Raw genomic sequence first — 26221 nt, forward strand, 5'->3', positions numbered from 1 at the left:
GGCATTCACTTGAAGGAACTCACATGTCTTATGTTTTTCATCGTCATTGTCACAATACGTTGCCAGTAATCGACCGCGGAGAAGGGGTGTACTTGTTTGATAAACAAGGTAAACAATATTTAGATGCGTGTGGCGGCGCTGCGGTATCGAACCTCGGTCACAGCCATCAAGCGGTTAAACAAGCGATGCTAGCGCAGATAGAGCGAGTTCCTTTTGCTCATACGGGCTTTTTTACCAGCGAAAGCGGAGAGCAGCTTGCTGAGTTAATTTGCCAGCACATGCCAGAACAATTCAACCATGTTTACCTTGTTAGTGGTGGTTCTGAAGCGGTTGAATCGGCGCTAAAAATGGCGCGCCAGTACTTTGTCGAATCCGGCAAGCCAGAGAAAAAATATTTCATTGCCCGCCAACAGAGTTACCACGGCAATACCCTCGGGGCATTGTCGGTAGGAGGGAATGAGTGGCGACGTGAACCGTTTAGGCCAATTCTTCACTCTGGCCAACATATTGCGCCTTGTTACGCTTACCGCTATCAGAAAGCGGATGAGTCAGAGCTGGAATATTCACTGCGCGCTGCGAACGAGTTAGAAGTCAAAATTCTTCAACTGGGCGCGGAAAATGTGATGGCGTTTATCGCTGAGCCAATCGTGGGGGCGACTGCCGGGGCGGTACCTGCAACCGACGGTTACTTCAAACGTATTCGAGAAATCTGCGACCAATATGATGTGCTTCTGATCATGGATGAAGTCATGTGTGGCGTTGGTCGTAGTGGTAGCTTCTTCGCTTTTGAACAAGAGCAAGCCGAGCCAGATCTAGTCTGCATGGCAAAAGGGTTAGGTGCGGGCTATCAACCAATTGGTGCCGTTGTGGCTAACGACAGAGTGTACCGGGCGATTGAATCGGGGAGTGGTTTTTTCCAACACGGTCATACTTTTATGGCTCATCCCGTTGCTTGTGCCGCAGCAGTTGCGACGGTCAAAACGATCTTCGAGGAAGATCTATTAACAGCCGTGAATCGACAAGGTGCGTTATTGCGAAATGAGCTCAGCTTAGCGCTTTCTGAGTTGCCTTTTATCGGTGATATTCGAGGCAAAGGTCTATTCTTAGGGATTGAGCTGGTGGCGGATAAAGAGAGCAAAGCACCTTTAAACAAAGCCACGATGGCAGATAAGCGTATTAAACAGCGAGCGATGGAAAATGGCTTAATGTGCTATCCCATGGGCGGCACTATTGACGGCGTAAACGGACACCATATTTTGCTCGCTCCGGCTTTCATTTTTCAGCCAGCTCATGTCGATGAACTGATAGAAAAACTGACCCGCACGTTGAATGAGGTATCAAGTACATGGCTATAGATTCAGCACCTCATCGAGAGGCCGTCGCGATAATAGTTGCACCTAATGGCGCGAGAAAGACCAAGCAAGATCATGCCAGTTTGCCGATGACCACTGAGGAGTCGATTACTGAAGCGCGAGCCTGTCAGTCGGCAGGAGCTGCGATGATCCATTTGCATGCGCGTGATGGCCACGGCAAGCACTCGCTAGACATTGACGATAATGAGCCCCTTTATCACGCCGTGAAAGAAGCGGTTGGTGAGAACATGCTGGTTCAGTTAACCACAGAAGCGGTCGGTCAGTATTCCCCAAAGCAGCAGATAGCGTTGATTAAAGCGGTGCAGCCGGAAGCAGCTTCATTTGCATTAAGAGAGTTGTTTCCTGACAAGCAGAGTGAAAGAGAAGGAAGTGCCTTTTTCCACTGGGTTGCTGAGCAAAATATACTCGGCCAAATCATTCTCTACGATGAGGCGGATATTGAACGTTACTTTCACCTACGTAAATTGGGCGCATTGCCTAATTTTAATCAACATGCGCTTGTTGTACTGGGTCGGTACCATAAACAGCAACAGTCTTCACCGTGGGATTTACGAGGACTGAATTTAGAGCGATTTAAACAAGAGAGCATTCGCTGCGCCGTTTGTGCTTTTGGGGCAAAAGAGTTGGATTGTTTGACGTCTGCGATGCTGCTTGGTCTCGATGTTCGGGTTGGTTTTGAGAATAACCATCTCGACGCTAATGGAAGATTGGCCGAGAGTAATGCGGCTCAAGTCAGCCTGCTCAGCGAACTAAGCCAACACTTGAATATTCCTTTGGAAGATGCCTTTAGTTTGAGATCTTCTATCTGCAGTTAGGCAAAGATATTCTATCAGAATGAAAAAAGGCTCCTGTTGGAGCCTCTTCTGAATTTGTCGTTATTGTTCGGTTTGCGCTTCTGGCTGTCGAGCTTTGTGCTTAACAAATACTGCAGCAATAGCGGCAATGGCCAGTGCAAAACAGTAGTAAGAATTCGCTACCACTTCCAGCGGTGACAAATTAAATACTGAGCCTAGCAGCAGCACCTGCGCACCGTAAGGTAAGACACCTTGCACAACACACGAGAAAATATCCAACAAGCTTGCTGAGCGGCGAGGAGAGACATTGTTCTCTTCGGCTAACTGACGTGCAACGCTACCCGATACAATAATCGCCACCGTGTTGTTCGCGGTACAACCGTTAACCAGAGAAACCAGTCCAGCGATACCCAGTTCACTTGCACGGCTGTTTGCATGCTTAGAGTGGCTTGAACCAAAAGTCTTGATCATGCTGCTTACTAAGTTAGTCAAGAATGCAAGACCGCCTTGGCGACGCATCAGTTCACTCAGGCCACCAATAAGCATCGACAACAGGAAGATCTCCTGCATATTGCCGAAGCCAGTGTAAACATCTTGCGCCATATTCGTCAGGCCATAACCATCGATAGAGATAAGGCCAACACCACCCGCCAGTAAAATGCCGATAGTCAGAACCACAAATACATTCAGGCCAGATACCGCTAACACCAAAATAGTGACGTATGGCAGCACTTTCAGCCACTCAATTGGTCCCGCTTCTGGTACTTGTGTTGCTGTGCTGTTGTAAGCAAAAATCGCAATCGCAACCAGTGCCGCAGGCAGGGCAATACGGATGTTCTCTCTGAACTTGTCTTTCATTTCACAGCCTTGAGAGCGCGTTGCTGCAATAGTGGTATCAGAAATGATCGACAAGTTGTCACCAAACATAGCGCCACTGAGTACGACACCTGCCGTTAATGGCAAGCTCATTCCCGCCGATTCCGCAATACCTAACGCAACCGGAGCCACTGCCGCAATTGTACCCATCGAAGTACCCATTGACGTCGCAATGAATGCCGAGATCAGGAACAGACCCGGCAAGATCATGCTGGTCGGAATCGCTGACAAGCCCAGATTCACTGTTGCATCAACACCACCAGAGGCTTTAGCTACCGCCGCAAATGCGCCCGCAAGCAGGTAGATCATGCACATAGCAATGATGTCTTGGTGACCTATGCCACGCATAAAGTGTTCGATAGAGCGATTGAGCTTATCTTTACTCAACAAAAAGGCGATGATGATCGCTGGCAACACAGCGATTGGCGCTGGTAGTTGGTAGAACGCAAATTCTACGCCTTGTAGCGATAGGTAGGTACCTACACCAATAAATAGAGCAAGAAAGACAATAAGTGGAATGAGTGCGACCGCAGAAGGTGCAACTGCTTTAGTAGTGTGCTGAGAACCGGACATGTAAACGACAAATCTTAAAACGAGAAAGGCGTGAAGACTAATCTCACAGCCAAGAGAAGTCAACGTCTAGACGTCTAAATGGCTGGGTAAATGTGTGCTCCGAGAGAATAGAACATAAAGATTTGGGTTTTATCTTATTGATACTATTCGTTTTAATTATGAGTCTAATTATTCAACAGTTTTTGATTTTTTTCGTTTGATAATCCAGAGTACCATCCATACAAATAAGGCAGCAGTTATTACCCAGACAAAGTACTTGTATTGAGTATAAAGATGGCTGAGTGAACTCATGTGCTCAAACGCAAAGTGCGCAAGCAAGCTAAATACCATGACCCAAATGGTGGCTGCGAGTGCATTGCCAAGCAAGAACTCTTTACGGGGCATTTTGGCGATACCACAAGCCAACGGCATAAACTGCTTCATACCTTCAATAAATCGGCTGACGACCAGACAAGCAGGCCCGTATTTTAGTATCGCTCCCTCAAGTTTCTGCATTTTTGGCCCAGAGATGTAGCCTTTTTCATCTAACCAGCCTTCAAAGTAGTAGCCAATTAAGTAACCACAGGTATTACCGATAAAGCAGCTCAGCCAGGATACCGCCATCACTAAAGTGAGGTTCATCACTTGTTCTGAAGAGAGAATCGAAGCCGCGACCATGAGCGACTGACCGGGCATAGGAATTCCGATACCTTCAAGGAAAATACTGACAGAAAGCGCTAAGTAACCATACTGCTCAAGCAGGGGCTTCATAGAGATGAGTAGTTCGTTAATCTGTTCCAAAAGCTTTCCCGTACTGTCTCGGAATAAAGACAAAGGCCGCGAAGCCTTAGCGTCTGGTTGTCATAGTGTGTTGGCTTCGCGTCTCGAAGACAGGCCGATAAAGTTTGCAGAGAATATTCGCCAGCCGCTTTAAGTAAAAGAAGCTGGCGTAAGTTTGTTATTGATCTTTTGCTTTGGTAAAACCACCGTACAAATCCAGTCGGCGATGACGTAAGTTCGTCACTGAGCCTTCCGTATTGAGTTGCTTCAGCTTAGTTAAGTCTACATCTGCGAAAATGATCATTTCGGTATTCGCGCTTGCTTCTGTCAACGTTGCATCGTGTGGGAAGTAAATGTCAGAAGGTGAAAATACGGCTGACTGGGCGTATTGAATATCCACGTTGTCGACGCGAGGCAAATTACCCACACTGCCGCCAATCGCCACATAACACTCGTTTTCGATCGCACGAGACTGAGAACAAATTCGTACGCGCTGATAGCCGTTTTTGGTATCCGTCCAAAATGGCACAAATACGATTTGAGCGCCTTGCTCGGCCAACATTCGACCCAATTCCGGGAACTCACTGTCGTAGCAAATCAGAATGCCGACTTTACCTGCATCGGTTTCAAATACCTGAACATTGTCACCCCCGTCGATGACCCAGTCTTTTTGCTCGTGGGGGGTGATGTGAATTTTGTACTGGGCGTTTATCTCACCGTCGCGCTGAAGCAGGTAGGCGACATTGTAGAGTTTTCCGTCCTCTTCAATTACCGGCATGCTTCCCGCAATGATGTTGATGTTGTAGGTGACCGCCATTTGTGAGAAGCGATTTTTAATTTCTTCTGTGAAGCTGGCGAGAAAACGGATTGCCTCGACGGAGTTTTGATCTTTTTGTAGTCCCATCAGCGGAGCGTTAAAGAACTCCGGGAACAGTGCAAAGTCAGCTTTGTAATTAGCCAAAGAAGAGATGAAGAATTCCGCTTGATCCAGCAAATCTTCCAAATCGTTCATTGCGCGCATTTGCCATTGCACAACACCAATACGAATCAGCGTTTTTTCGACATCGTGGACAGACTGAATATCCTCTTCGTAGAAAAAGTTGTCCCATTCAAGTAGCGTTGCGTAGCCCATGGACGCATCGTCCTCCGGCAGATAACCACGCATAATACGCTTTACATCAAAATCGTTGGCCAGTTGGAATGACAGAATCGGATCGTGAAGTTCACGTCGCTTAACTTTATCGATGTACTCGGCAACGCTGAGTTCATCCGCGTATTTATGGTAATTAGGGATACGCCCACCGGCTAAAATTGCTTTAAAGTTTTTACTGCGACACAACTCTTTACGCGCATCATACAGACGGCGTCCTAAGCGCAATCCGCGATAATCCGGATGGACAAACACATCAAGCCCGTACATGGCATCGCCAGTGACTTTGTTTTGAATGACGTTGTTTTCAGTGATGATGTCACTGTAAAGGTGAGGGAGTGAGATTCGATTGTAATCGACTTTCATCGTCAGCGCTGCACCGACAATCTTACCGTTATCTTCAATACAAATTTGCCCATCAGGAAACTGATGAATAAGATCCATGATGGTCAGACGCGGCCACGATCCTCCAACATCCGGAAATACCAGGTCCATCAATTCCGCGAGCTCTGGGTAGTCCGTAGGCTCAATGGTGCGTAAAGAGAGTTTCGGCGTATTGCTGTCCATATACTACTTTCCATTTATCCTTTTCAAACTGTATGGATGAGAATGCCATATTTTTAACCATACATACACCCGACCACGGTTAAGGTTATGTAATCACTGCCTTCGCTTTTAGGCGTTGTGCATCAATTTACTTTTTAGCCATTCGTAGAACAGCGACACTTTTCTGGTGTTTAAGCGGTAACTTGGAATGACCACATAATAGCCGTACCCGCTTTGCAGGGTCATGTTCTGGATATGCTGAATGTCGCCGCGATGAATAGAAAATTGCGCCATAAAATCAGGCAACAGTGCCAGGCCTTTTTCCATCCTTACGGCTTCACAAGCTAAATAGAAATGCTCAAATCCGACCGAATGATAGGTAATCGGGTTTTCTAGTGCGTGTTCAATCTTGAATTGTTCCCAAAGCTGAGGGCGAGTGGTTTGGGGGATAAACGGATAATCACTTACCGCTTGTTGGCTTGGCAACGGTGGCATGTTGGTACTGCCAACCAGCAGTAAGGTTTCTTCACACAATAAGTAGCTGTAGTCATAGTGTGTTGAAAGCGGTAGGCACCTCACGTTGAGATCGCTGTCATTGTTGAGATTCGTGATGGCACCATCACCCGTGCGAATTTTGACTCTTATATTCGGATGTTGCTGGTGGAAGTCGTCAATGTTGGGTACGAGCCACAAACTGGCAAAAGAAGGCGTAACATCAACCGTCAACAGCTCCTGTTCCGTATTGAACTGAATAAGGCTTGCAGTGGCATGCTGAATGATCTCCAGCGCTTCCGTTATCTGTGGTAAGTACCGTTTACCTTCAGCAGTGAGTTCCACGCCACTCAGACCACGTTTGATCAATGGTAATCCCACGAGTTGTTCTAACGAGGCGATCTGTTTGCTTACCGCACCTTGTGTCAAACACAGTTCATCTGCAGCTTTGGAAAAGCTCAGGTGGTTAGCGACGGCAATAAAAGCTCTTAATGCTCGGATGGAAGGGTACTCACTGCCTTTTAACATGCCTTCAGGTCCATTGAGAGGTAATTATTCACAGAGTAGAGGATTTGTCTGTTGAAGCAAAGTAACTGAATCAGACATTGGAGTGTCAGTAGAGGTAAATAATGAGGGAGGCTAAAAAGCAAAGGTCTGGATAAATACCAGACCTTGCCCCCTACGCTTCAACGGATGTTGATGGTTTGCTCTTTGTGCCCCTTACATCACCAAGAGCCAACCTTTACACCTTATAGGTTGAATTCTTGCTTCAGGATTTCCATGTTTTCTTTAGTGACACCTTCTGGCTCATAACCTGCTGAGGTACACATCAGGTACAGCTTGGCACCTTTGTTTGCTACATCAATGTAATCAAATGCTTGTAGAACATCTGCGCCAGAAGCGGTTGCACCGTGTTTTTCCCAGATAGCGACATCATGTTCTTGCAGTGACGCGGTTGTGCCATCTGCCATCTCTTCTGAAGAAGGCAGGCAGTATGGAATCATACCGATACCACGAGGTACGAATGCACGTACTTCTGGCAGCATTTTCCAGCAGGTATGCGTGAACAGTTCGCTGCTCTTAGAGATATCTGGATGATGAGACAGGGCAATCAGTTCTAGTGGGTGAGTGTGAACCACTGATCTGTGGTCAGAGCCTGCTTTGATTTTATCAACCAAGATCTTGATGTGACTGATGAACTCAGAGGTCGGTGCGAAATCATCACTCGCTTTACCACCCCAAAGAATTTGGTAGCCGTTAGCTGCTGAGTTGATCTTAAGAACACAACCAGCATAGGCAGGATCACGTAATTCACGAATACGCTGACCGGTACCTTTTACGTAGTAAATGCGGTTCGCACTTTCGATTGGCAATTGCAGAGGCAGTGCTTTTTCTTGCACGTCTACTTGAGGAATTTCATCGAACAGATCAGTCACATCAACAGAGATATTACCACCGTTGCGCTCTGCCCATTCACGTTGCCAAAGGTATTGAGAAACTTCGCTGACTTTCTCTATTTCGAGCATTACTGCATCGTTTAATTGAATCATAGTATTAGCCTTTTATATCTAGTTAACCAAACAAGCCAGATAGTGAATCTGACTTGTTTGTTGTTGAGCGATTTGAATTAACGTGTTTCCAGAATGGTTGCTTCGTAGTCTTTCACGTCGTTGATCCAATCAAAGCCAACAGGGACTTCGTTTTGCAGGCAGTGGTAGTTCCATACTGCTGCCCATGGTAGAGAGTGTGTTTCTTCGATTAGACCCAAACGAGTGGTGTAGTCGAATGACTCTTCTGCCGCTTTTAATTGCGCTACTGGTTCTAGCAGGGCTTTTAGCAAAGCTTTTTGCGCGTTACGGGTGCCGATAACCCAAGCAGCGACGCGGTTGATTGATGCATCAAAGAAGTCCAGGCCGATAGCGACGCGGTCGAGCAGGTTGTTACGTACGATTTCACGCATAATCGCCTGAGTTTCGTCGTCGAAAGAAACTACGTGGTCTGAGTCCCAGCGTACCGGACGCGTAACGTGCAGTTGCAGGTCGTTTACGTACAGTGAACATGCGCTGATTTTGTCACTGATGACTTCTGTTGGGTGGAAGTGGCCCGCATCCAGACATAGAGCCGTTCCGCGAGTTGCTGCGTATGCTAAGTAGAACTCGTTGCTACCAACCGTATACGCTTCTGCGCCTATGCCGAACAGTTTGCTTTCTACTGCATCTTTATGGAATGCCGTGTCGATTTTCTCAGCCAGTGCTTTATCCAGAGAGTCTTGTAGACGAGCACGTGGAGACAGGCGGTCAACTGGTTGATCTTTCATGCCATCAGGAATCCAGATGTTCATGAATGATGCAGAGCCAAGCTCACGACCGAAGTATTCAGAAATCTTACGGCTCGCTTTTACGTGGTCGATCCAGAACTGACGGATCTCTTCATCTGGGTGAGACAGCGTCAGGCCGTCATCCGCTTTCGGGTGAGAGAACAAAGTCGGGTTAAAGTCCAGGCCAAGATCTTTCTCTTTTGCCCACTCAACCCAACGTGCAAAGTGTTCAGGTTTGATTTGATCACGTTCTACGTATTCATCAGCGTCGATGTAGATAGCGTGCAGGTTGACACGTTTTTTACCCGGAATCAGCGAGAAGGCTTTTTCCATATCTGCACGTAGTTGTGCAGGCGTTTTTGCCGCGCCAGGGTAGTTACCTGTTGCTTGGATACCGCCACTTAATGCCGTATCTGGAGATTCAAAACCACGTACATCGTCGCCTTGCCAGCAGTGCATAGAGATTGGCGTTTGGTTAAGTAGTTCTAGTGCTTTGTCTGTATCCACACCGTACTTTTCGAAAACCGCTTTTGCTTGCTCGTAAGCTGAAATGATCTGCTCTTTGCTCATGGTCAGGTACCTTATTTAGTAATTTGTTGGAATTGGGATTTGATTTGTTCCAATCCCTCAATATTGTTTGCAGTAAAGTTCTTCACATCAGAAGAGGCATCGATAATTTGGCGGCCTTCTTCCAGCGAGGTAATAATGTCGGACGCGATAAATTGGTTAATCACGTTGCCTAATGCGGAGGCTTCTGTCGGTTCGGTCGAAACCTTGATTTGACACACATCCGCACAAAGTTGGTTAAGGAACTGGTCTTGCGTGCCACCACCGACAATGCGCAATTCAGTAATTGGTTTGCCGGTGACTTCTGATAACTCAGTCAGTACCCTGTCGTACGCCAGAACTAAGCTGTCGTAGATACAGCGAATGACTTCGGACAGGGTTTCTGGCGCTTCAAGGTCACGTTTTTTAAACCAGTTTTTAATCGCTTGCGTCATGGATGACGGGTTTAAGAAATCGTTGTCATTAGGGTTCACGATGTACTTAAAGGGCTCGGCTTGACGTGCAAGACTGGCAATATCAGGAAAAGTCAGTGATGGGTTTTCTGCTTTAATACGCTGAATCAGCCATAAACCCATGATGTTCTTCAGCACGCGATAACGACCGTCGACACCACCTTCATTAGTCAGGTTGTATTGGTATGCGAGCTCACCGGTGTACGGTTCGAAGCTTTCAATACCCACCAGTGACCATGTACCTGAGCTCAGGTAGGCCATGGTGTCATGTGCGATAGGGGTCGCTGCTACCGCTGAAGCGGTGTCGTGACTTGCCACCGAACACACAGGGATTTGTACGTCGCCTACATGGTATTGGCCGATAATGCGGTTAGGCATTTTAGGTGGCAGGAACCACTCCATCTTCGCGCCACAAGCATCCAGTAATGGTTTGTTCCAGATCTTATCTTTGCATTCCAGTAATTGGCTGGTGGACGCATTGGTATACTCACAATGCTTAACGCCACTGAGCTTGTAGTTCAGATAATCTGGAATAAATAGCAACGTATCGATTTCTGAGAACCATTCCGGTTGCTGGTCAGCAATCGCTTTTAACTGGTAAAGTGTGTTGAACGGTAAAAACTGAATCCCAGTTTGCTGATAGATTTGCTCACGGGTAAGTTGACTGTCTTCAAGTAGTTTCTCTAACGTACCTTCAGTTCGTGCATCACGGTAGCTGACGAACTCGCCAAGGTGGCGGCCAAACTTGTCCAGCAAGACAAAATCTACGCCCCAGGTATCAATGCCCAGAGAAGTTATTTCTACACCCGTCGCGAGTACTTTATTGATGCCTACTTTAATCTCTTCCAAGATTGAGTAGAGATCCCAGCACGACTCATTACCATGCATCACTTGCTGGTTTTGAAAACGGTGAAACTCTTCGAGTTCGATTTTTCCGTTGTTCAGATAACCGACCATGACGCGTCCACTTGACGCCCCAAGGTCTATTGCAATCACAGCCTTCATCATGATTAACACCTCTTGTTCTTTAGAGGTATTACACCGTTTTTCCGCACTAAATAACTTCAAAAATCCCCCTGAAAAAACGTATTCGATGCGTTTTTCTCAAGAAGCTCTTGCGGTAATTCAAACTTTTGACAACTCGTGCGTTGAGGCCAGATAAAACCTGGGTTTAAGTGAAGTGGAGTAGGCGTGTAAAAGGTGTGGTTTTTCTTATTTATTCAAGCTATTTACTGTTTTAAATTACGGGGAGGGCGTAACATTTGGCTGGCTAAAAATAATAAGCCCCGCGAATTGCGGGGCTTGGTTATTAGAGTGTGTCTCAGGCAAGATAGAAAACGGAATCTAACTCAATCGATTGAGGAGAGTTGTCTGGGTTGGTTGCCATAATGTCCTGCATAAAGGACCACCATTTTTGACAGGCTTCTGTTTCGGCAACTTGCTGCCAGCGTTCCTCGTTCTCGATTTCGACATAGCCAAACAGTTGGTTGGTATCTTCATGGAGAAAGATGGAGTAATTGTGACCACCGTGACTTTTTAATACATCCACCAACTCTGGCCAGATCTCGTCATGTCTCTTTTTGTATTCCGCCTTACAGCCTTCATTTAACTGCATGACAAAGGCTTTTCGAATCAGATTTTCCACTAGCTGAGTCTCCTATGCTTTATCACGTAGCGTGATCCAGGTGGTTGCGGTGATAAAGTAAATGATGGTCGGGTAAATCGCGAAAGATTTAAAGGATTCGAAGGCGACTTGATAGTCAGCGCCAGCTCCCCACACGTTCAGCGCAGAAATCACGATGGCCGCCAAGGAAGCCAGAGCAACTGCGCCAGATACCTTCTCCAGCATACTGGCTGGTTTCGCTTCTGTTTGCTGTGCTTCTTCGCGTTTCGCTAGTTCCGCATGGTATGTTTCACGCTGTTTTAGCTCTTCTTGGTACTCCGCCTCCTGCTGAGTGTAGTCATCGCCTGCGCCCATTGATTTTGCTAGCATGATGTAGATCGCCATCGATAGCAGGTAAGTTGGGACGAATAGGAAGAACAGGTGCAAGAAGCCTAACTGTTCACAAGTCACGGCGAAGACGACGCCAATTGCCCAAGTGATAAGAGCGGCTTTGTTTAGGTCGTTACCTTGGTATTTTGACCATAGTGGCGTCAGACCAATTTTCTTAAATACCCAATGCTCCGAAACGATGATCGCGCCAACCGGTGCAAGCAATAAGCCCATGTAACCAACAAAGTCTAGTAGGCGAGTAAATACAAATGGGAAGCAAGCAATCACAGCGGTAACCACACCAACGATAGTCGTGATGTATGCACGCGATTTATTCGGGAAGATACTTTGAATTGCTAAGCCTGCACGATAGATAGTTGGGTTTGATGTTGTCCAGCCTGCGATAATTACAGCAATAATACCCGTTGAACCAAGCACAGCGTACGCGATACCGCCTGCGTCTAAGTTAGACATGCTGGTTTGCATCAGTAGCATGGCACCTGCGCCCATTACACCAGCACAAATCCATGCAATGTAGTGGCCGAAGAACATACCAAATGCTGAGAAGTAACCGTATTTTGCGCTTTTCGCAAAACGTAGCAGCGCCATATCACCCAGAGAACCGTGCATTGCCAGGTTACATACCCAAGCGAAAGCTGCGATCTGCCAGAACGTCATTGATGGTGAGCCATCTGGTGTTTGTCCTGTCCAGATGTATTGATCCGCCAGAGAAAGGAACTGACCAAACCCAGTAAAGGTTTCACCATTGCCAACGTTGCTCAGTGCTGGAAGGGCGACCATGCCACCAGTCACAAAGATAATCAGCAGCCAAGGTGAACAAACCGTTGCGAACTGAGCACATTTTTGAAAACCCAGTACCGCAATGGCGACAACGATGGCACCCACAGCGAGTGCAACTGCAATAAACGCAGCACTATTTGGATACCAGTGAGTTTGCGCTGGAATATCAAATAAAATACGTACTGCAGAGGCTGACACGGTAATCATTGCCCCGCCTAATGCACAGAACAACACGGCGTTGACCACGTTGTAGACTTTGTTAAATCCAGGGCCTGCCACTCTGCGCAGATATTCGTAAACTGTTAATCGAGATTGGGTTGCGATAGGCGCGGTGATCAATGCCCAGGTAAGTACTGCCATTAGGTTACCAACCAGCAGACCCATAAGGATATCAAAGGTACTTGCTCCCCATGCGACAAAAGCGGCACCGATAACAAATTCGGTACCCGCTACGTGTTCGCCGGAATAAGAGCCGAGAAAGTGCCGCCAACCAAGCAGTTTATGTTTGGGCACTCGCTCTTGTTCATATTCATTTAAGGCAGCTTCTGTTTCTTGTGTTTGTGTAGAGGTAATAGTTTCAGACATGATTGTCTCCTTGCTATTCGTAAGCTTTTGTTTCTTATGTCTTTATATTTATTGTTTAAACTTTTATTTTACGTTTCCCTCTGAAATGCTGACGTTCGTAATGTTTGTCATCAGAAGGATTAAGGTCAGCTTACAAACCTGGCAAATTTTAACCTTGGAGAATTAACATAGATAAGAGGGTATTTTGGTGAGTTTTTTAAGGTGAGCAACTTTGCCTTCACACTTTTGAAAATATCAATAAAAGAGTGAGCAAAAGTGAGATATTCGACTAGGTAAACAGAAGTCTAAGCCTCTACATTTAGCCCGTAGAATAAAGAGGTGTAAAATGATCTATCTTAAATCGAGAGAGTTCTTTATGAACTCAAATAGTCCGGTCACTACCGAGCTTAGAGCTCCTCAGGAACCTTATCCTGAGCATGCGCACTCCTTTGAAGAAATCATTATTGTTTCAGAGGGTTGTGGTACACATGTCATGAATGATGTGCCTATGAATCTGAGCAAAAATTACGTCTGCTTTGTTAAGAAAGAAGACCGTCACCTATTTGATTCAGTCGATGATCTTTATTTAAGTAATATCCTGTTTGAAAAGGAGAAACTCCAAGTTTGCTCGGAGCTTAAGCGATTTATGCCTAGTGAATCAGATAAAGAAACGGGCTGGTTTATTAATCAAAAGACGGCACAGCAAGTGAGCCAACTAATAGATCGATTGCATATTGAGTCTCATATTAATAGTGAAGAGTCGAGAATGATTGCTCAATTCATTTTCCAGCAGATTATTGTTGAGCTTTGGCGAGGAAAAATAAAAGACGTCGATCTGTTAAATAACAATGATAAAGTGATTTATGCTTTGTCCCATATTCAACAGCATTACGCTGGAGTGAATGAAATAGAAGAAGTAGCGGATGCCGTTAAGCTTTCATCGCGTCAATTAACAAACAGTATAAAAAAACTGACAGGGATGAACTTTAATCAGTACTTACATTATACGCGAACCAGCAAAGCGTTTTCAGATATTCTATACACTGATCAATCTATTACAGATATTGCTTTTGGGGTTGGGTATCAGGACAGTAATTACTTCTCGACTAAATTCAAGCAAGTCTTTAATCAGACACCACGAGAAGCACGAATGCGCCATTCCGGTAATTAATCTTTTATCCTAGCCTCTAATTGCATGGGCTTAATTATAAAATCCGGATGTAAGACAATGAACAAATAAAAAGACCACCCTAGGATGGTCTTTAGTTTATGTGGGCTAAATAATTGGAGCGGATTGTGATAGCCGGGGTAACTATCAAATGAAAATAGAATTGAGCGTCATTGCCTGACGCTCAGGTATCTTTACTCAAATGAGACACTTGACGGATTTGAACAGTTACCGCTTGATTGGTCACATACTTTATATGTGTACATGCCGAAGGCGTCACTTGTTAATGTATCTGTAAATGAACCATCATTACCAGTTGTAGATACAATCACACCGTTGCGGTAAACGTCTACTTTACGTGCTGTAGCGTTTGACCATTCTAGGTTAACTTTCTGACCCTGTTTTGCAGTGTAAGTTGACGTAGCCAGTTCAATGTACGCTGCTGCCTGTTGATCACAGCCATTCGCTAACAAGTATTCGTTAGCATCAGCAACTTTCACAATGCCATAACCGAAGTAGTTATCTCGGCCTGACGCACCTGCATCAAACGCAGTTTGTTTTAGTGCATCACGGATTTGAGTACCAGTACATTCCTGATGATTTGACCAAAGTAACGCAGCCATACCCGCTACGCCAGGTGTCGCCATTGACGTACCGCTCATAAAGCCGTAATCAGAAGTGCTAACCTCAACACCAATAGTCGAAGATGCATGCAATAGAGCGCGATCTTTTAGGTCGGTACCCACAGCTGGAATAGAGGTCGTGGTTGCCTCACCCAATGTACCGTTAAGCATGCCATCAACATTGTTTACTACAACGGCACCAATACCACCTGAGTTTTCACAGTTAAGTACTTTTTCATCAAAGGTGATTTCACCACGGTCCATCAAACAAATCTTGCCGTTAGCGTCGGTATCAACCGCGTTGCCTAGCCCCATGTAGTGAACTTCACCTGAAACATCACCCTGACCTGAAAAGGTAAAACTAGAGGAAGCAATGATTTGCTCACCCGCCGCTAAGACTGATGTAGAGGCCATGTTTGCCGGGTAAGTTGAAAGTGTGTTCACGCCGCCTGCTGTGACTTCAACACAGGTAGAATCAATGATTTCCTGGCTGTTTTTGCCTTTCTTGCCGTTGTACACGATGGTACATTCAGGGAACTGAGAAAATGCCGCGATTTGATCATTATTGTCGTTTGCACCGACCATCATGACTGACTGGTATCCTGCCGGGAATGAAAGAACATCATTACCAGAGTTACCTGCTGCTGCGAGTACTAAACCGCCGTCGTTAGTGAAGGCTTTGAACGCATTCTCTTCTGCCGTTGTTGGCGCACCGCCACCCAAACTCATGTTGATGATATTCGAACCAGCATCCGCACATTTTTCTGCGGCGTACGCCAGATCTGAAGAGTATCCCCAACCATCAGAGTTAAAGACTTTAACGATATGCATTGGTACGCCTGGTGCCATACCAATAATACCAAAGCCGTTGTCTGCCGCACCAATAGTACCAGCTACGTGCGTGCCGTGTGGACCGCCGTTTTCATCCCAGTTACCAGTGCCAGAGTCGTTGTCGCCAGTAATATTTGTCCACTCAAAGTCATTGTTTGAACGGTCTAAGCCCGAGTCAATAACACAAACTTTAATGAAGTCATTAGGCTGTAAAGTGAGTTGATCAGCTTGAGATTGGTATACGGCATATGGTGTTAGCTGAGTTTCACGTGCGTCACCGATGTCATCGCTGTAGCTAAGCAGCTTACGCTTAGCGTCTTCTTCGATAAGTTGGATATGTGGGTTGTTAAGCAGCCCTTTAACGGTTTCTAAGTCTTTGCCAGTGAAGGTAGCGGCAAAAAACTCTTCACCTTCGACATTGATATCTGCACCCAGTTTTTTGGCCAGGTTTTTAACAACGCCTTTATTTGCGCTATCAACTTGAATGATATAACGGTCATCGGCTGCATGCGCGCTAAAAGATAAACAAATACCCATTGCAATTAGCGACTTATTTAATATTTTCATAATCATCCCTAAAGATTGTAACGTCCAGTTATCCACTTGATCTTTAATCAAAGCGGTTTGGTGTGTTTCTTCTATTCATTACTCCTTTTCTAAGGAGTAATAAGGTGTCCGTCGAAATTATTTCTTTTGAAAAAGGTGGCTATCAATCTGTTAGCCACCTTGCTATTTCATCGTAAAATTAATCGTTTAGATGCTCACAGCGGCCAAATTCCGCGCCAGAGTTCATCTTGTTAATTAATCCGTTCGGGAAGCCTGTTTTGACAGAAGCACCGTTTTCACAAACGTATACGTGAGACATATCGACATGGAAAGCGACAGAATAACCAGTTACACCACCTGTCATTTTTGCGCCAGAGCCAGAAAGTGACATAGGGTTATCCATGTAGGCGTCTTGAGCTTCTAATACACCTTGTTTTGCGTAGAACTCATCCAGTTTCATCCAGCCTAGGCCTTTGATATAGATTGCACCTGTGAATCCAGTACGGATATCACCAGCACGGCCGATGATTACGTCGCCGTTGTCGCTCATGTCAGCAGGCATTAATCCAGTGTATTTACCAATCGCAGCATGAACCCAATCAATACCTCGCGTTTCACAGAAGTCACTGCCTAGCATGACTAGCGGTACATCTTTACACCATTCTAAGCCGCCAATATCAGTAAATGCTGCATCGCCTTCTTTAGTGTGATCCCACAACAGAACGTTACCTGTTCTCGTTTGTAGTGCTACTTGCTTGCCATCGTGAGAAGAGGTGTACGCGCCCATTGCACCAACAGCGTCATAAAGGTTGATCATTTCACCTTCATTGACCCATGCTACCGCTTTGTAGCCGCCAAGAGCGCCCATTACCACTTCACCGTTACCTGAAACAGCATGTGCACGAGCCCAAGCTGCATTTGACCAGTCAACATTTCTGGTATCTAGTTCGCGCATGCCTTCCTTAGGTGTCCAGATGAACGGCACAACATCACCGGTAAAGTAAGTAGTACAGGTTCCATTACCATCAGCATCTTTATAAGCGGTACCAACTACCGTATTTCCTGATGCATCAATATCCCAACCTGTTGCTGCTGATTTACCTTGCTCACTTGAACCACCACACGCATTGCCCGTAAGGTCACCTAATGGCATTACACCATTTGCATCCGTCCAGATAACTGGTGCGTTAATCCCGTTTCTGTCGTGATCAGAGTTGACCAGAAGTTTGTTACCATTCGCGCTCATTTTGGCTGAGCCAGTGCTTAGATAATCAGGAAGAAGCTTAAAGCCTTTACTTTCATCCCAAATAAATGGAGTACTGCCTGCCATACCTATTGAAGACTTACCATTTTTTGCTAAGTCACTTAGGTGTGCATAAACCACTTGTTTGAAGTCAACACCATCTTGATAGCCGTTAAACACTAAATCCGCTGTTTTGGTTTGGCCTGCTTCCGCAACGATTGGTGTTACGTCACATGGATCATCAGACGCTGGGTTGCTGCTTTCGTTGTCGTTCCAGTATTCCGCGACCGATAGGATCTCAGATGTAGCGGTAGGATAAGCACCGCTGTTGATTTCTTCGGTGTAAAGCACATAGCTTTGGCCTGGAGTCAGACCATTAATTTTAAAGTAGCCATCAGGACCGACTTTACCTTGTGTCAAGTTGCCTGACTGTGCTGATACCGCATCAAATAAAGGATCATCGATGTTACGAGCGATGATATTTACACCGCTGTATTCAGTAGAGCCGTCTTTTAAGCGAAGTGTACCTTCAATAGAGCCAAATTGGCTCAAGTACTCTTGAGTAGGGTAAAGGTTAGAGATCGCCACGCGATCATCAGTGATGTTAACGGTACTTTGTGCTACCGCTCCTGCACCGTGGTGACCGATGAACGGGTACATAGTCTCAATCACTTCTGGGTCGGCGCGGTTAATCTCACCTAAATACCAGTTACCCGTATCATGCGCATGAACTGCTTCTACGTTACAGCCTTTCACACCTGGGAATAATGGTGTAGAAGGGTTACTTCTGTAACCAATATGGCCATTCGTTTGAGAGTGAGATAAGTTAATTGCGTGCCCGATTTCATGAGTGAACACGCCAGCAATTTGGAGACCCGCATTATCGTTGGCGTACACGTTCCAGCCATTGATTACCGCTGTTGCTTCGATAATCACGTTGTTTCCGTCCGCAATCTCAGGGAAGGCGATACCCAGTACTGCTGTTTTAGGAACACCGAACACGTTTTCTAGGATGCTGCCATCTGTATCGTAAAGCATCCAGAAGCCGTAGCCATTCTGCTGAGTATAAAACTGAAGGGCGTTAGAGCCATCTACGTCAGCGATACCCGTTTGTTCTTCAATGGTGCCCGCTACATCTGCTTGGAATGTAGAAGTTTTAACATTATTCCATTGACTGAAAGCAAATTGAGTTATTTGCTGTGCTCGCTCAATCGATAAAAATACTGAACCGTCGTAGTCGTAAGTAAAAGCGTCGCCGCCGTCAACATAGACTGGAATAGAGCCATTAGACGTGTCCCATAGGAAAGGTGTCGGGTTACCATCCTCGGTCGTATATAGTGGACCACCTGCTTGAACGGCACCTGCAGAGAGTAGAGCGGCAATCCCAACTGTTAATGTACTGTGTTTCATTATTTCATCTTCCCATTGCTGATCCATTGCTCTGACACTGCTTTACCTAGCAGGCTCATGAAAGCCACTGCGTTGTAAGCACCTTCTGTATTCACCATTTGTTGCTCAGATGGAGCAAGCGCGCCTTCAGCAAACTCTAGGTTTTCGAAAATGCCTTGGTTATCAAACTCGTTTGATACTTTGCCACCTTGGATGACGAATTTACCGTTAGCCATGCCTGCCGTTGTTTGAAGACCAGTCAGTGATGCTGGTTTATGCATAAATACGACAACGACTTCATCTTGGTTCCAGCGAGGGAAGCCTTCTGGCGCTACCGCTAGCATTTGGTTGCCATTTGGCAGAGTACGAGGCTTTAGTAAGCCAAATTGACGAAACGTGTATTCAGAACCTTCGGCGTGTTTACCTAATGCCGCGTCGCTAACTTTGATAGTAACTTCTGTGTACGGTAAGCCCTGCTCAGAAATGCCATCAGTGACGGTTTGAACCTGACCTGAAATAATGCTTTCAGATTCGGCAATGAGTTGCTTAAGGTTTTGCGATTGGAGTTGGGCTGCTTGTGCGATAGGTGCAAACAGCGTAAACGCTGATAGCAGCACAGCCATCTTTGATCTGAGTTTCATTAGTTATCCTTGACTATATATTTTTTAGCAATTTATTCAGGTAGATCCTCTACCATCGAATCAAAATAGCGAATGGTATTAAATTGCGATATCAGGGATTCCCTGATTTTTTAAAAACTACAAAACCATGATGGCTTTATTTACAAAGGGATTGTTTGAAGGGGGGATGGGAATATTACGGGCTACATATGCACTGTTATTAGATATATGCTTGTTTTTGAAAGGGATAACCGTTATGGTGAATTTTCTCCTCTTTTTATCTGCTTTTTAAGGCTAGAGCTCTTGCTCAGATTTTACTCTACGCAAGTGTTGACCTTGCTTCCATAAAATAGCGATTACCAATTGAAATTTGAGTGTTATAAATATCTATTTTTCTCCCTATAATTAGTTGGAATTATCAAAAATTATTTATTTCAGGGAATAGTAGTTCGATAAAAATAGATTTATCACTACTTATTGCTGTGACAATAATGGTTCTTCTTCTATTTATTTAAGTTGATGTAAAAAAATAATGGTGTTATTCAAATGTTAATCAATGCATTAAAGGATTAATGCATCACTCTATAGATACATATAATTTGTAAGTGTACTAGCGCACTAGTTTAATAGAGTGTTAAGTTTTTTGCTAGTAAAATGGTTCTATGAATCGGGGTAAGAGCCACATGGATTGTGTAAGTTTTGAAGATCCAGATAGATGGATACGTTTTCTTAATCAAAAATTACAAAACAGTAAGGAGGAAGAAAGAGCAAGTATATCTAGGGAACTGCATGACGATCTCGGGCAGATATTAACCGCTATTCAAATCAACTTACAATTGCACCGGAAGGAGTGTTGTAATCGTAGTGACCGCGTCAATGACTCAATAGAGTTAATTGAAGACATTATAGAGAAAGTTCGCCATAAATCTGCCGAGTTAAGACCCGGTGTTATTAGTGAGCTATGTTTTATTGATGCAATTAAACGTCTTCTTGAAAAAATGTCTATATCTCAAGAGAATAAAATAGATTTTAAATATAGAAATAACTTCCCTGATGTCAGTCAACAATTAAAGGTTGACGTGTTCAGAATAATCCAAGAAGCCGTAAATAATGCAATCCGCCACGCTAACGCGACCAACATCTTCGTTAATTTAGACTTTGACAGAGAAAAAGTAACAGTATCTATCTCGGATAATGGTAATGGTTTTGAAATAACCAAAATAAAACGCAAAGTAAACACCAACCTACACCTAGGATTGCTGGGTATGGAGGAAAGGGCTGGGCGTCATAACGGAAAAATCCATATCCAATCAGAGTTAAATACTGGAACAAGAATATTGGCGGAATTTAAATATGATCTATAAGAGTAGAGTATTTATTGTTGATGACCATGATATCGTCAGAGCGGGTATATGCAGTATTTTAAACACCTTATCAAGTGTTGAAGTGGTTGGTGAAAGTGGAACGGGGCTCAACTTGATCCCAAATCTGAAAAAGTCTAAACCAGACCTACTTATTCTGGATGTCTCAATTAAAGGGATTAATGGAATAGAGCTGGTTAGCATGATCCGAAAGCACAAGATACCGATTAACATCCTTATGCTATCGATGCATAAAAATATTGAGTATGTTGCAAGGTGCTTAAGAAATGGTGCTCAAGGTTATTTACTTAAAGATTCTGCAGTGGAAGAGCTGGAGCTAGCGGTTGGATCCGTTATGAGTGGTGGAAGCTATATCAGCCAAAAAATCGACAAGCCTATGCTGAAGGACTTGCTAGGAAAAACGCAAGATGCAGTACCTTTGGATTTACTGACAAGCAGACAGCGGCAAATACTTCAGCTAATCGTCGAAGGGTATTCCACAAACAAAATAGCTGACGATACATGCATTAGTATCAAAACCGTTGAAACACACAGATCCAACATCATGAAGAAGTTGAATATTAAAGATATTCCAAATCTTGTTCGCTTTGCCATTGAGAACAAACTCTTGGTTCCAACAACGTGAGTACCAGGCTGTGAATCATTCCTCCTAATGCAAAGAGTATGATGCTTTTGGTAATAGAGGGAATGTTAAGAACAACAACGAAAAGGGCGCTACTGAGAGCAACGCTGCCACCCAGTGGATGCAGAGTATTTCGGTAACCCTTTTAGTTCAGTTGGCACAAAACAATAATAAAAAAACAAAAAGGGCGATAACTCTATGAGTTATCGCCCTTTCCAAACGTTTGGTGGAGCTGGGGGGAGTTGAACCCCCGTCCGAAAACCTTTCATCATTGGTACTACATGCTTAGTCGATCTTTAAATTCACCACCCACCTGCGAACCGACACGCTAATGAATGACTATCCTGAATTATAATTCGCCGTTCATCTCTCAGGCGGGAGAATCCGGGCTAGCTAGTTTGGGTTTGACTCTTTGTAATTCCCCGTCTTACAAGCGGAAGCTAGGGCAAAGAGGCTCTGAGCAGGGTATTAAGCTGCTAGTGCGTAGTTTTCGTCGTTTGCGACTATTTTTTTGCGGTTTGTTAACGAGGCCTACCGCACCTCGGCATGCACCTCAGACTTCTGAATTCCCGTCGAATCCTAAATCAGCCCCAAGGTATTGTTCGCATAGTAACAGAAAAGTATTAGCTGTCCAGCACTATGCGTTTAAGTGGTCAAGATTAACGCAGTGAACTCTTCATTACGCGCGCTTTTTCTCTTGCCCAATCTTTTTCTTTTAAATCCGTACGTTTATCGTGCAGCTTTTTACCTTTTGCTACGCCGATTTTTAGTTTCACCCAAGAGCGAGACCAGTACAGAGAGAGTGCCGTTAACGTCATACCTTCACGGTTAACACGTCCGAGTAGGTTATCAAGTTCGCGACGACTCATGAGTAGTTTACGCACACGAGTAGGGTTCGCCACTACGTGTGTCGATGCCTGATTCAAAGGAGTGATTGTCATGCCACTCACAAAGGCTTCACCGTCACGCATAAATACGTAACTTTCAGAAATATTGGCTTTACCTTGGCGAAGGGCTTTCACTTCCCAACCTTGGAGCTCCATGCCAGCTTCGATTTCATCTTCGATAAAATATTCGTGGCGAGCTTTTTTGTTCAGCGCGATAGTGTTACTACCCGCTTTTTGTTTTGATTTTTTCTTTGCCATAATGGCGTCATTATACGGCCTGGATATCGGTTAGGAAATCCTTTTATTTGCGCAATCGCGGAATAAAAGTAAAATTGGGGCTCGCTTTTCATCTGGACATGTATCGATAGGAGTAAGTATGAAGCAAATCAGCCGTTCTGCGTTGGTGTCGTTTAGTGCAGAGCAGATGTTTGATCTGGTCAATGATGTTGCTAAGTACCCAGAGTTTCTGCCTGGTTGTTCAGGTTCCAGAATCATTGACGCTTCTGGCGATGGTATGGTGGCTTCTGTGGATGTCGCGAAAGCTGGGATCAGTAAAACCTTTACCACGTCTAATGAACTTATTCCTGGTCAGTCCATTATGATGAATCTGGTCGATGGTCCTTTTAAGACGCTACGTGGTGGCTGGTTTTTTACTGCACTAGATGAGCAAGCATGTAAGGTTGAACTTAAGCTTGAATTTGAATTCTCTAGTAAAATGATTGAAATGGCTTTTGGTAAGATTTTTAATGAGTTAACCAGTAACATGGTCAATGCTTTTACAAAACGCGCGAAACAGGTATACGAGTGTTATGAGTATTGAATCAGACATGATTCATGTTGAGGTCGTTTACGCCTTACCGCATGAGCAACGTGTTTTCAATTTAGTTGTGAACAAACACGAAACGGTGGAAGAGATTATTAGTCAATCTGGCGTACTTGAGTTGTACCCTGAGATTGATTTATCGAAGAATAAAGTTGGTGTCTTTAGCCGAAATGTAAAATTGGATGCTACTGTACGCGACAGAGACCGTATAGAGATTTATCGTCCGCTTCTCGCCGATCCCAAAGAGATTCGCCGTAAACGTGCTGAACAAGCTAAAGCCGCAGGTAATGCTGATCCCGTTACAGGTGGCAAGCCTAACGCTATGCGTAAAAGCGATTAACTTGTAAATGCCAAACATTAAAAAACCTCCCAGATGGGAGGTTTTTTTGTATAAAGGTTTTGTTATTGAATTTGCTCGTAAAACGCGTCACTTTTCGGGAAGTCGCCAGCAATATCAGCAAGTGTGCCTTGATCATCAAAATTAACAACAAGGTCTTTTTGCACTGGATCGCCATGGCCCGGAGTATGGTGGTATATGTAATACCATGTGTTTGGATAGCCGTTTTCGATAAGCATTGGTGAGCCAAGTACGAAGCGAACTTGTGCTTTAGTCATCCCAAACTTTAATTTATCTACCGCACTTTGTTCTACATAGTTGCCTTGGTTGATATCAATGCGATAAACCAGTTTTTCTACTACCGAACATCCTGTAAGCAATGTCATTGCTAATGGTACGGCAACTAACCACTTCTTTAATTGCATAATAATTTCTTACTAACCTTTAAAATACTGCGCTGATAATAAACAAGCTCGACGCAGATGTAAAAAGCTATGCGTCGTATGGTAGGGAATCTGACAACGAATTTTGAGTTGAGTTGCATTTATTGGCAGATATTCATTTGTGTCTATTCTGTCAGATAACTTTGAATGCAAGACCAAACCAAAGTTCAAAGTGAGTAGAAAGCAAAAAGCCATGGATGTTTTCTCCATGGCTCCTGGGAATGTTTTTTAAGCGGCGATAAGTAGCTCTTTAGCATTTGCAAGGGTGGAGTCGGTGATCTGGCTGCCACCTAGCAGTCTGGCTAATTCTGCCACGCGTTGTTGTTCATCCAGAGCGTGCATCTGGGTTTCCGTCTGACCTTTTTTAGTCTGCTTCGCTACAAACATTTGCTGATGTCCACAGCCTGCCACTTGAGGAAGGTGAGTGACACACAGTACCTGAGTTGACTCTCCCAATTTACGCAGCATTTTACCTACTACGGCGGCGGTCGGGCCACTGATACCTACATCGACTTCATCGAAGATGAGGCTTGGAGTATCGACTTTCTGAGCGGTGATAACCTGAATCGCTAACGATATGCGTGATAGCTCACCACCGGACGCGACTTTAGCGATTGGTTGCAGTGGCTGGCCCGGGTTTGTTGAAACTAGGAAACAAACGCTGTCCATACCCAATGGAGAAGGATGGGCATTATCGTTATTGACTGCAATGCTGAACACGGCTTTTTCCATGCTTAGTTCGTGCATGCTTTGGCTAATTAGTTTATTCAGTTCTTTGGCGTAACGACTGCGTGATTTATGTAACTTTTCCGCTGCAGTTAAGAAGTTTTGATACTTTTGTTCCACTTCCTGTGCGAGTTCATCCAATCTTTCATCAGAACAATCTAAGGCTTCTATTTGGGCCAGAAGGTCTTGATGATGCTGGTAAAGTTCCTCTGGCATAACATGATGTTTACGTGCCATAGACATGACTTTGGAGAAACGTTCTTCCACATAAGCCATGCGACCCGGATCGACATCAATGCCGTCAAGGTAGCTGCGGAGTTCGTTTTTGGTTTCTTCCAACTGAATCATGGCTTCTGCCAGCATATTTGGCAGTTCTGCTAATTTTTCATCTAACTCAGCTAATTGAATCAGGGAGTGATTGGCCGATTGCAAAATACCAAGCGCATTGACTTCTTCACCTTCGTAAATAAGTTCGATGGCTTGCTGACAGGTAGCGGCGAGTTCACCGCTATTGGACAGTCGTTTGTGCTCTTGTTCGAGTTCTGCAAATTCTTCTTCACCTAGCGATAACTCATTCAGTTCTTTGATTTGGTATTCAAGCAACTGCTTTTGTGCCTGATTCTGTTGGCTGTTTTCCTTTAGTTGCTTGAGGTTGTTGTCAGCCTGACGCCAGTGCTGATAGGCACTGCGAGTACTTTTTAGTAGATTAAGGTGACCCGCATATTGATCCAGCATGGCCATTTGATGATCACTTTTCATCAACTGGTGATGGGCATGTTGACCATGAATATTGATCAGAAGCTGTCCGAGAGATTTGAGTTGTGAAAGTGGTACCGGACTGCCATTAATGAAGGCTCTTGAACGGCCTTCTTTTGTAATGATGCGACGTAAAATACACTCACTGCCATCGAGCAGATCATTATCTTCTAGCCAACGCGTTGCATGTAAGTTGTTATCCAGTAAAAAAGCGGCACTCACTTCGGTTTTTTCTTCACCTTGTCGAACCATGCCTGCATCAGCACGCCCACCTAAGCAGAGACCGAGCGCATCAATAGCAATAGATTTACCCGCACCCGTCTCACCCGTAATGGTGGTCATGCCCTTAGACAGCTCGAGTTGTAAAGACTTAACAATCGCAAAATTATTAACACTTAGATGAGCCAGCATTTTTATTTACCTGTATAACTGAACAATACTGTATAAGAAAACAGTATATACTGTTTGTTCATACAGTAAAGGTGGTCTTTAAATTTTTTGTTGGTGAAATGGATTTTTGTGATGGATTAGGAAAAACGAGTCGATGAGAGGCAACGACTTATTTAAA

Annotated in this window: 22 protein-coding genes and 1 other RNA gene; 7 read left to right on the plus strand and 16 right to left on the minus strand. The window is 44.7% G+C overall.

The window, feature by feature from the left end; all coding sequences use genetic code 11:
• Window positions 1-23 precede the first annotated feature (23 nt).
• Both DBX26_RS02995 and DBX26_RS03000 read left to right on the plus strand, forming a co-directional pair.
• Complete coding sequence (locus DBX26_RS02995; RefSeq protein WP_118117805.1) at window positions 24-1355, plus strand: aspartate aminotransferase family protein; 1332 nt, start codon at window positions 24-26, stop codon at window positions 1353-1355.
• The gene (locus tag DBX26_RS03000) at window positions 1346-2188 is read left to right on the plus strand and encodes a 3-keto-5-aminohexanoate cleavage protein (protein WP_118117807.1); all 843 of its coding nucleotides are present in this window, start codon (window positions 1346-1348) and stop codon (window positions 2186-2188) included. Before DBX26_RS02995 ends, DBX26_RS03000 begins: the two co-directional genes overlap by 10 nt.
• A 60-nt stretch (window positions 2189-2248) precedes the next feature.
• Here DBX26_RS03000 and DBX26_RS03005 read toward each other — a convergent pair whose 3' ends face one another.
• From DBX26_RS03005 to DBX26_RS03045, 9 genes are all read right to left on the minus strand, one after another.
• A complete protein-coding gene (locus DBX26_RS03005) occupies window positions 2249-3616 on the minus strand; it encodes a Na+/H+ antiporter NhaC family protein (RefSeq protein WP_162889660.1) in 1368 nt (455 codons plus the stop codon).
• A 168-nt stretch (window positions 3617-3784) separates the two neighbouring features.
• Window positions 3785-4372 carry a DedA family protein gene (locus DBX26_RS03010; RefSeq protein ID WP_162889717.1) on the minus strand — a complete coding sequence of 196 codons (588 nt, stop codon included), beginning with the start codon at window positions 4370-4372 and terminating at the stop codon, window positions 3785-3787.
• A 181-nt stretch (window positions 4373-4553) separates the two neighbouring features.
• A complete protein-coding gene (locus DBX26_RS03015; RefSeq protein WP_014230963.1) occupies window positions 4554-6092 on the minus strand; it encodes a bifunctional GNAT family N-acetyltransferase/carbon-nitrogen hydrolase family protein in 1539 nt (512 codons plus the stop codon).
• Window positions 6093-6200: 108 nt separating this feature from the next.
• Window positions 6201-7091 carry a LysR family transcriptional regulator gene (locus DBX26_RS03020; protein WP_118117813.1) on the minus strand — a complete coding sequence of 297 codons (891 nt, stop codon included), beginning with the start codon at window positions 7089-7091 and terminating at the stop codon, window positions 6201-6203.
• A gap of 221 nt (window positions 7092-7312) precedes the next feature.
• Entirely contained in the window at window positions 7313-8113 is an 801-nt protein-coding gene (rhaD, locus tag DBX26_RS03025; protein WP_118117815.1) for a rhamnulose-1-phosphate aldolase, read from the minus strand.
• A gap of 77 nt (window positions 8114-8190) precedes the next feature.
• Window positions 8191-9450, minus strand: coding sequence for an L-rhamnose isomerase (locus DBX26_RS03030; RefSeq protein WP_065296401.1), 1260 nt, complete (start codon window positions 9448-9450; stop codon window positions 8191-8193).
• 11 nt (window positions 9451-9461) lie between these two features.
• Window positions 9462-10907, minus strand: coding sequence for a rhamnulokinase (gene rhaB, locus DBX26_RS03035; RefSeq protein ID WP_118117817.1), 1446 nt, complete (start codon window positions 10905-10907; stop codon window positions 9462-9464).
• 313 nt (window positions 10908-11220) lie between these two features.
• A complete protein-coding gene (rhaM, locus tag DBX26_RS03040; RefSeq protein ID WP_014230968.1) occupies window positions 11221-11544 on the minus strand; it encodes an L-rhamnose mutarotase in 324 nt (107 codons plus the stop codon).
• 12 nt (window positions 11545-11556) lie between these two features.
• Entirely contained in the window at window positions 11557-13278 is a 1722-nt protein-coding gene (locus DBX26_RS03045) for a cytosine permease (RefSeq protein ID WP_014230969.1), read from the minus strand.
• A gap of 355 nt (window positions 13279-13633) precedes the next feature.
• Between DBX26_RS03045 and DBX26_RS03050 the strand changes: the two genes are divergently transcribed.
• Entirely contained in the window at window positions 13634-14428 is a 795-nt protein-coding gene (locus DBX26_RS03050; protein WP_049794657.1) for a helix-turn-helix domain-containing protein, read from the plus strand.
• A 191-nt stretch (window positions 14429-14619) separates the two neighbouring features.
• Here DBX26_RS03050 and DBX26_RS03055 read toward each other — a convergent pair whose 3' ends face one another.
• The 3 genes from DBX26_RS03055 to DBX26_RS03065 form a co-directional block, all read right to left on the minus strand.
• Complete coding sequence (locus DBX26_RS03055; protein ID WP_024372693.1) at window positions 14620-16446, minus strand: S8 family serine peptidase; 1827 nt, start codon at window positions 16444-16446, stop codon at window positions 14620-14622.
• Between the two features lie 178 nt (window positions 16447-16624).
• Entirely contained in the window at window positions 16625-19078 is a 2454-nt protein-coding gene (locus tag DBX26_RS03060; protein WP_118117821.1) for a hypothetical protein, read from the minus strand.
• Window positions 19078-19698, minus strand: a complete 621-nt coding sequence (locus DBX26_RS03065) for a hypothetical protein (protein WP_014230973.1) — start codon at window positions 19696-19698, stop codon at window positions 19078-19080. The genes DBX26_RS03060 and DBX26_RS03065 overlap by 1 nt, the downstream gene beginning before the upstream one ends.
• A gap of 662 nt (window positions 19699-20360) precedes the next feature.
• Between DBX26_RS03065 and DBX26_RS03070 the strand changes: the two genes are divergently transcribed.
• The gene (locus DBX26_RS03070; protein WP_118117823.1) at window positions 20361-21041 is read left to right on the plus strand and encodes a sensor histidine kinase; all 681 of its coding nucleotides are present in this window, start codon (window positions 20361-20363) and stop codon (window positions 21039-21041) included.
• Window positions 21031-21684 (plus strand): response regulator transcription factor, encoded by a 654-nt coding sequence (locus DBX26_RS03075; RefSeq protein ID WP_014230975.1) that lies wholly within the window; start codon window positions 21031-21033, stop codon window positions 21682-21684. Before DBX26_RS03070 ends, DBX26_RS03075 begins: the two co-directional genes overlap by 11 nt.
• 221 nt (window positions 21685-21905) lie before the next feature.
• On the opposite strand, the gene ssrA is transcribed toward DBX26_RS03075, so the two are convergent.
• Together ssrA and smpB are read right to left on the minus strand one after the other, a co-directional pair.
• Window positions 21906-22273: a transfer-messenger RNA gene (gene ssrA, locus DBX26_RS03080) on the minus strand.
• 67 nt (window positions 22274-22340) lie between these two features.
• A complete protein-coding gene (gene smpB, locus DBX26_RS03085; protein WP_014230976.1) occupies window positions 22341-22826 on the minus strand; it encodes an SsrA-binding protein SmpB in 486 nt (161 codons plus the stop codon).
• Between the two features lie 118 nt (window positions 22827-22944).
• Between smpB and DBX26_RS03090 the strand changes: the two genes are divergently transcribed.
• A complete protein-coding gene (locus tag DBX26_RS03090) occupies window positions 22945-23388 on the plus strand; it encodes an SRPBCC family protein (RefSeq protein ID WP_014230977.1) in 444 nt (147 codons plus the stop codon).
• A complete protein-coding gene (locus DBX26_RS03095) occupies window positions 23378-23731 on the plus strand; it encodes an RnfH family protein (RefSeq protein WP_014230978.1) in 354 nt (117 codons plus the stop codon). The genes DBX26_RS03090 and DBX26_RS03095 overlap by 11 nt, the downstream gene beginning before the upstream one ends.
• Before the next feature lie 62 nt (window positions 23732-23793).
• On the opposite strand, the gene bamE is transcribed toward DBX26_RS03095, so the two are convergent.
• Together bamE and recN are read right to left on the minus strand one after the other, a co-directional pair.
• A complete protein-coding gene (gene bamE, locus DBX26_RS03100) occupies window positions 23794-24153 on the minus strand; it encodes an outer membrane protein assembly factor BamE (protein WP_014230979.1) in 360 nt (119 codons plus the stop codon).
• A gap of 246 nt (window positions 24154-24399) precedes the next feature.
• Window positions 24400-26064: a DNA repair protein RecN gene (gene recN / locus DBX26_RS03105; RefSeq protein ID WP_118117825.1), complete on the minus strand. Its 1665-nt coding sequence runs from the start codon at window positions 26062-26064 to the stop codon at window positions 24400-24402.
• Between the last annotated feature and the right edge of the window lie 157 nt (window positions 26065-26221).

The sequence above is a fragment of the Vibrio sp. dhg genome, from assembly GCF_003443775.1.
Classification (GTDB): domain Bacteria; phylum Pseudomonadota; class Gammaproteobacteria; order Enterobacterales; family Vibrionaceae; genus Vibrio; species Vibrio natriegens.

What these genes read in the sequence shown, in the direction of transcription:
- DBX26_RS02995 (WP_118117805.1), top strand. Translation starts at nt 24, where the DNA reads ATGTCTTATGTTTTTCATCGTCATTGTCACAATACGTTGCCAGTAATC.
- DBX26_RS03000 (WP_118117807.1), top strand. Translation starts at nt 1,346, where the DNA reads ATGGCTATAGATTCAGCACCTCATCGAGAGGCCGTCGCGATAATAGTT.
- DBX26_RS03005 (WP_162889660.1), bottom strand. Translation starts at nt 3,616, where the DNA reads ATGTCCGGTTCTCAGCACACTACTAAAGCAGTTGCACCTTCTGCGGTC.
- DBX26_RS03015 (WP_014230963.1), bottom strand. Translation starts at nt 6,092, where the DNA reads ATGGACAGCAATACGCCGAAACTCTCTTTACGCACCATTGAGCCTACG.
- DBX26_RS03020 (WP_118117813.1), bottom strand. Translation starts at nt 7,091, where the DNA reads ATGTTAAAAGGCAGTGAGTACCCTTCCATCCGAGCATTAAGAGCTTTT.
- rhaD (WP_118117815.1), bottom strand. Translation starts at nt 8,113, where the DNA reads ATGATTCAATTAAACGATGCAGTAATGCTCGAAATAGAGAAAGTCAGC.
- DBX26_RS03030 (WP_065296401.1), bottom strand. Translation starts at nt 9,450, where the DNA reads ATGAGCAAAGAGCAGATCATTTCAGCTTACGAGCAAGCAAAAGCGGTT.
- rhaB (WP_118117817.1), bottom strand. Translation starts at nt 10,907, where the DNA reads ATGATGAAGGCTGTGATTGCAATAGACCTTGGGGCGTCAAGTGGACGC.
- DBX26_RS03045 (WP_014230969.1), bottom strand. Translation starts at nt 13,278, where the DNA reads ATGTCTGAAACTATTACCTCTACACAAACACAAGAAACAGAAGCTGCC.
- DBX26_RS03050 (WP_049794657.1), top strand. Translation starts at nt 13,634, where the DNA reads ATGAACTCAAATAGTCCGGTCACTACCGAGCTTAGAGCTCCTCAGGAA.
- DBX26_RS03055 (WP_024372693.1), bottom strand. Translation starts at nt 16,446, where the DNA reads ATGAAAATATTAAATAAGTCGCTAATTGCAATGGGTATTTGTTTATCT.
- DBX26_RS03060 (WP_118117821.1), bottom strand. Translation starts at nt 19,078, where the DNA reads ATGAAACACAGTACATTAACAGTTGGGATTGCCGCTCTACTCTCTGCA.
- DBX26_RS03065 (WP_014230973.1), bottom strand. Translation starts at nt 19,698, where the DNA reads ATGAAACTCAGATCAAAGATGGCTGTGCTGCTATCAGCGTTTACGCTG.
- DBX26_RS03070 (WP_118117823.1), top strand. Translation starts at nt 20,361, where the DNA reads ATGGATTGTGTAAGTTTTGAAGATCCAGATAGATGGATACGTTTTCTT.
- DBX26_RS03075 (WP_014230975.1), top strand. Translation starts at nt 21,031, where the DNA reads ATGATCTATAAGAGTAGAGTATTTATTGTTGATGACCATGATATCGTC.
- smpB (WP_014230976.1), bottom strand. Translation starts at nt 22,826, where the DNA reads ATGGCAAAGAAAAAATCAAAACAAAAAGCGGGTAGTAACACTATCGCG.
- DBX26_RS03090 (WP_014230977.1), top strand. Translation starts at nt 22,945, where the DNA reads ATGAAGCAAATCAGCCGTTCTGCGTTGGTGTCGTTTAGTGCAGAGCAG.
- DBX26_RS03095 (WP_014230978.1), top strand. Translation starts at nt 23,378, where the DNA reads ATGAGTATTGAATCAGACATGATTCATGTTGAGGTCGTTTACGCCTTA.
- bamE (WP_014230979.1), bottom strand. Translation starts at nt 24,153, where the DNA reads ATGCAATTAAAGAAGTGGTTAGTTGCCGTACCATTAGCAATGACATTG.
- recN (WP_118117825.1), bottom strand. Translation starts at nt 26,064, where the DNA reads ATGCTGGCTCATCTAAGTGTTAATAATTTTGCGATTGTTAAGTCTTTA.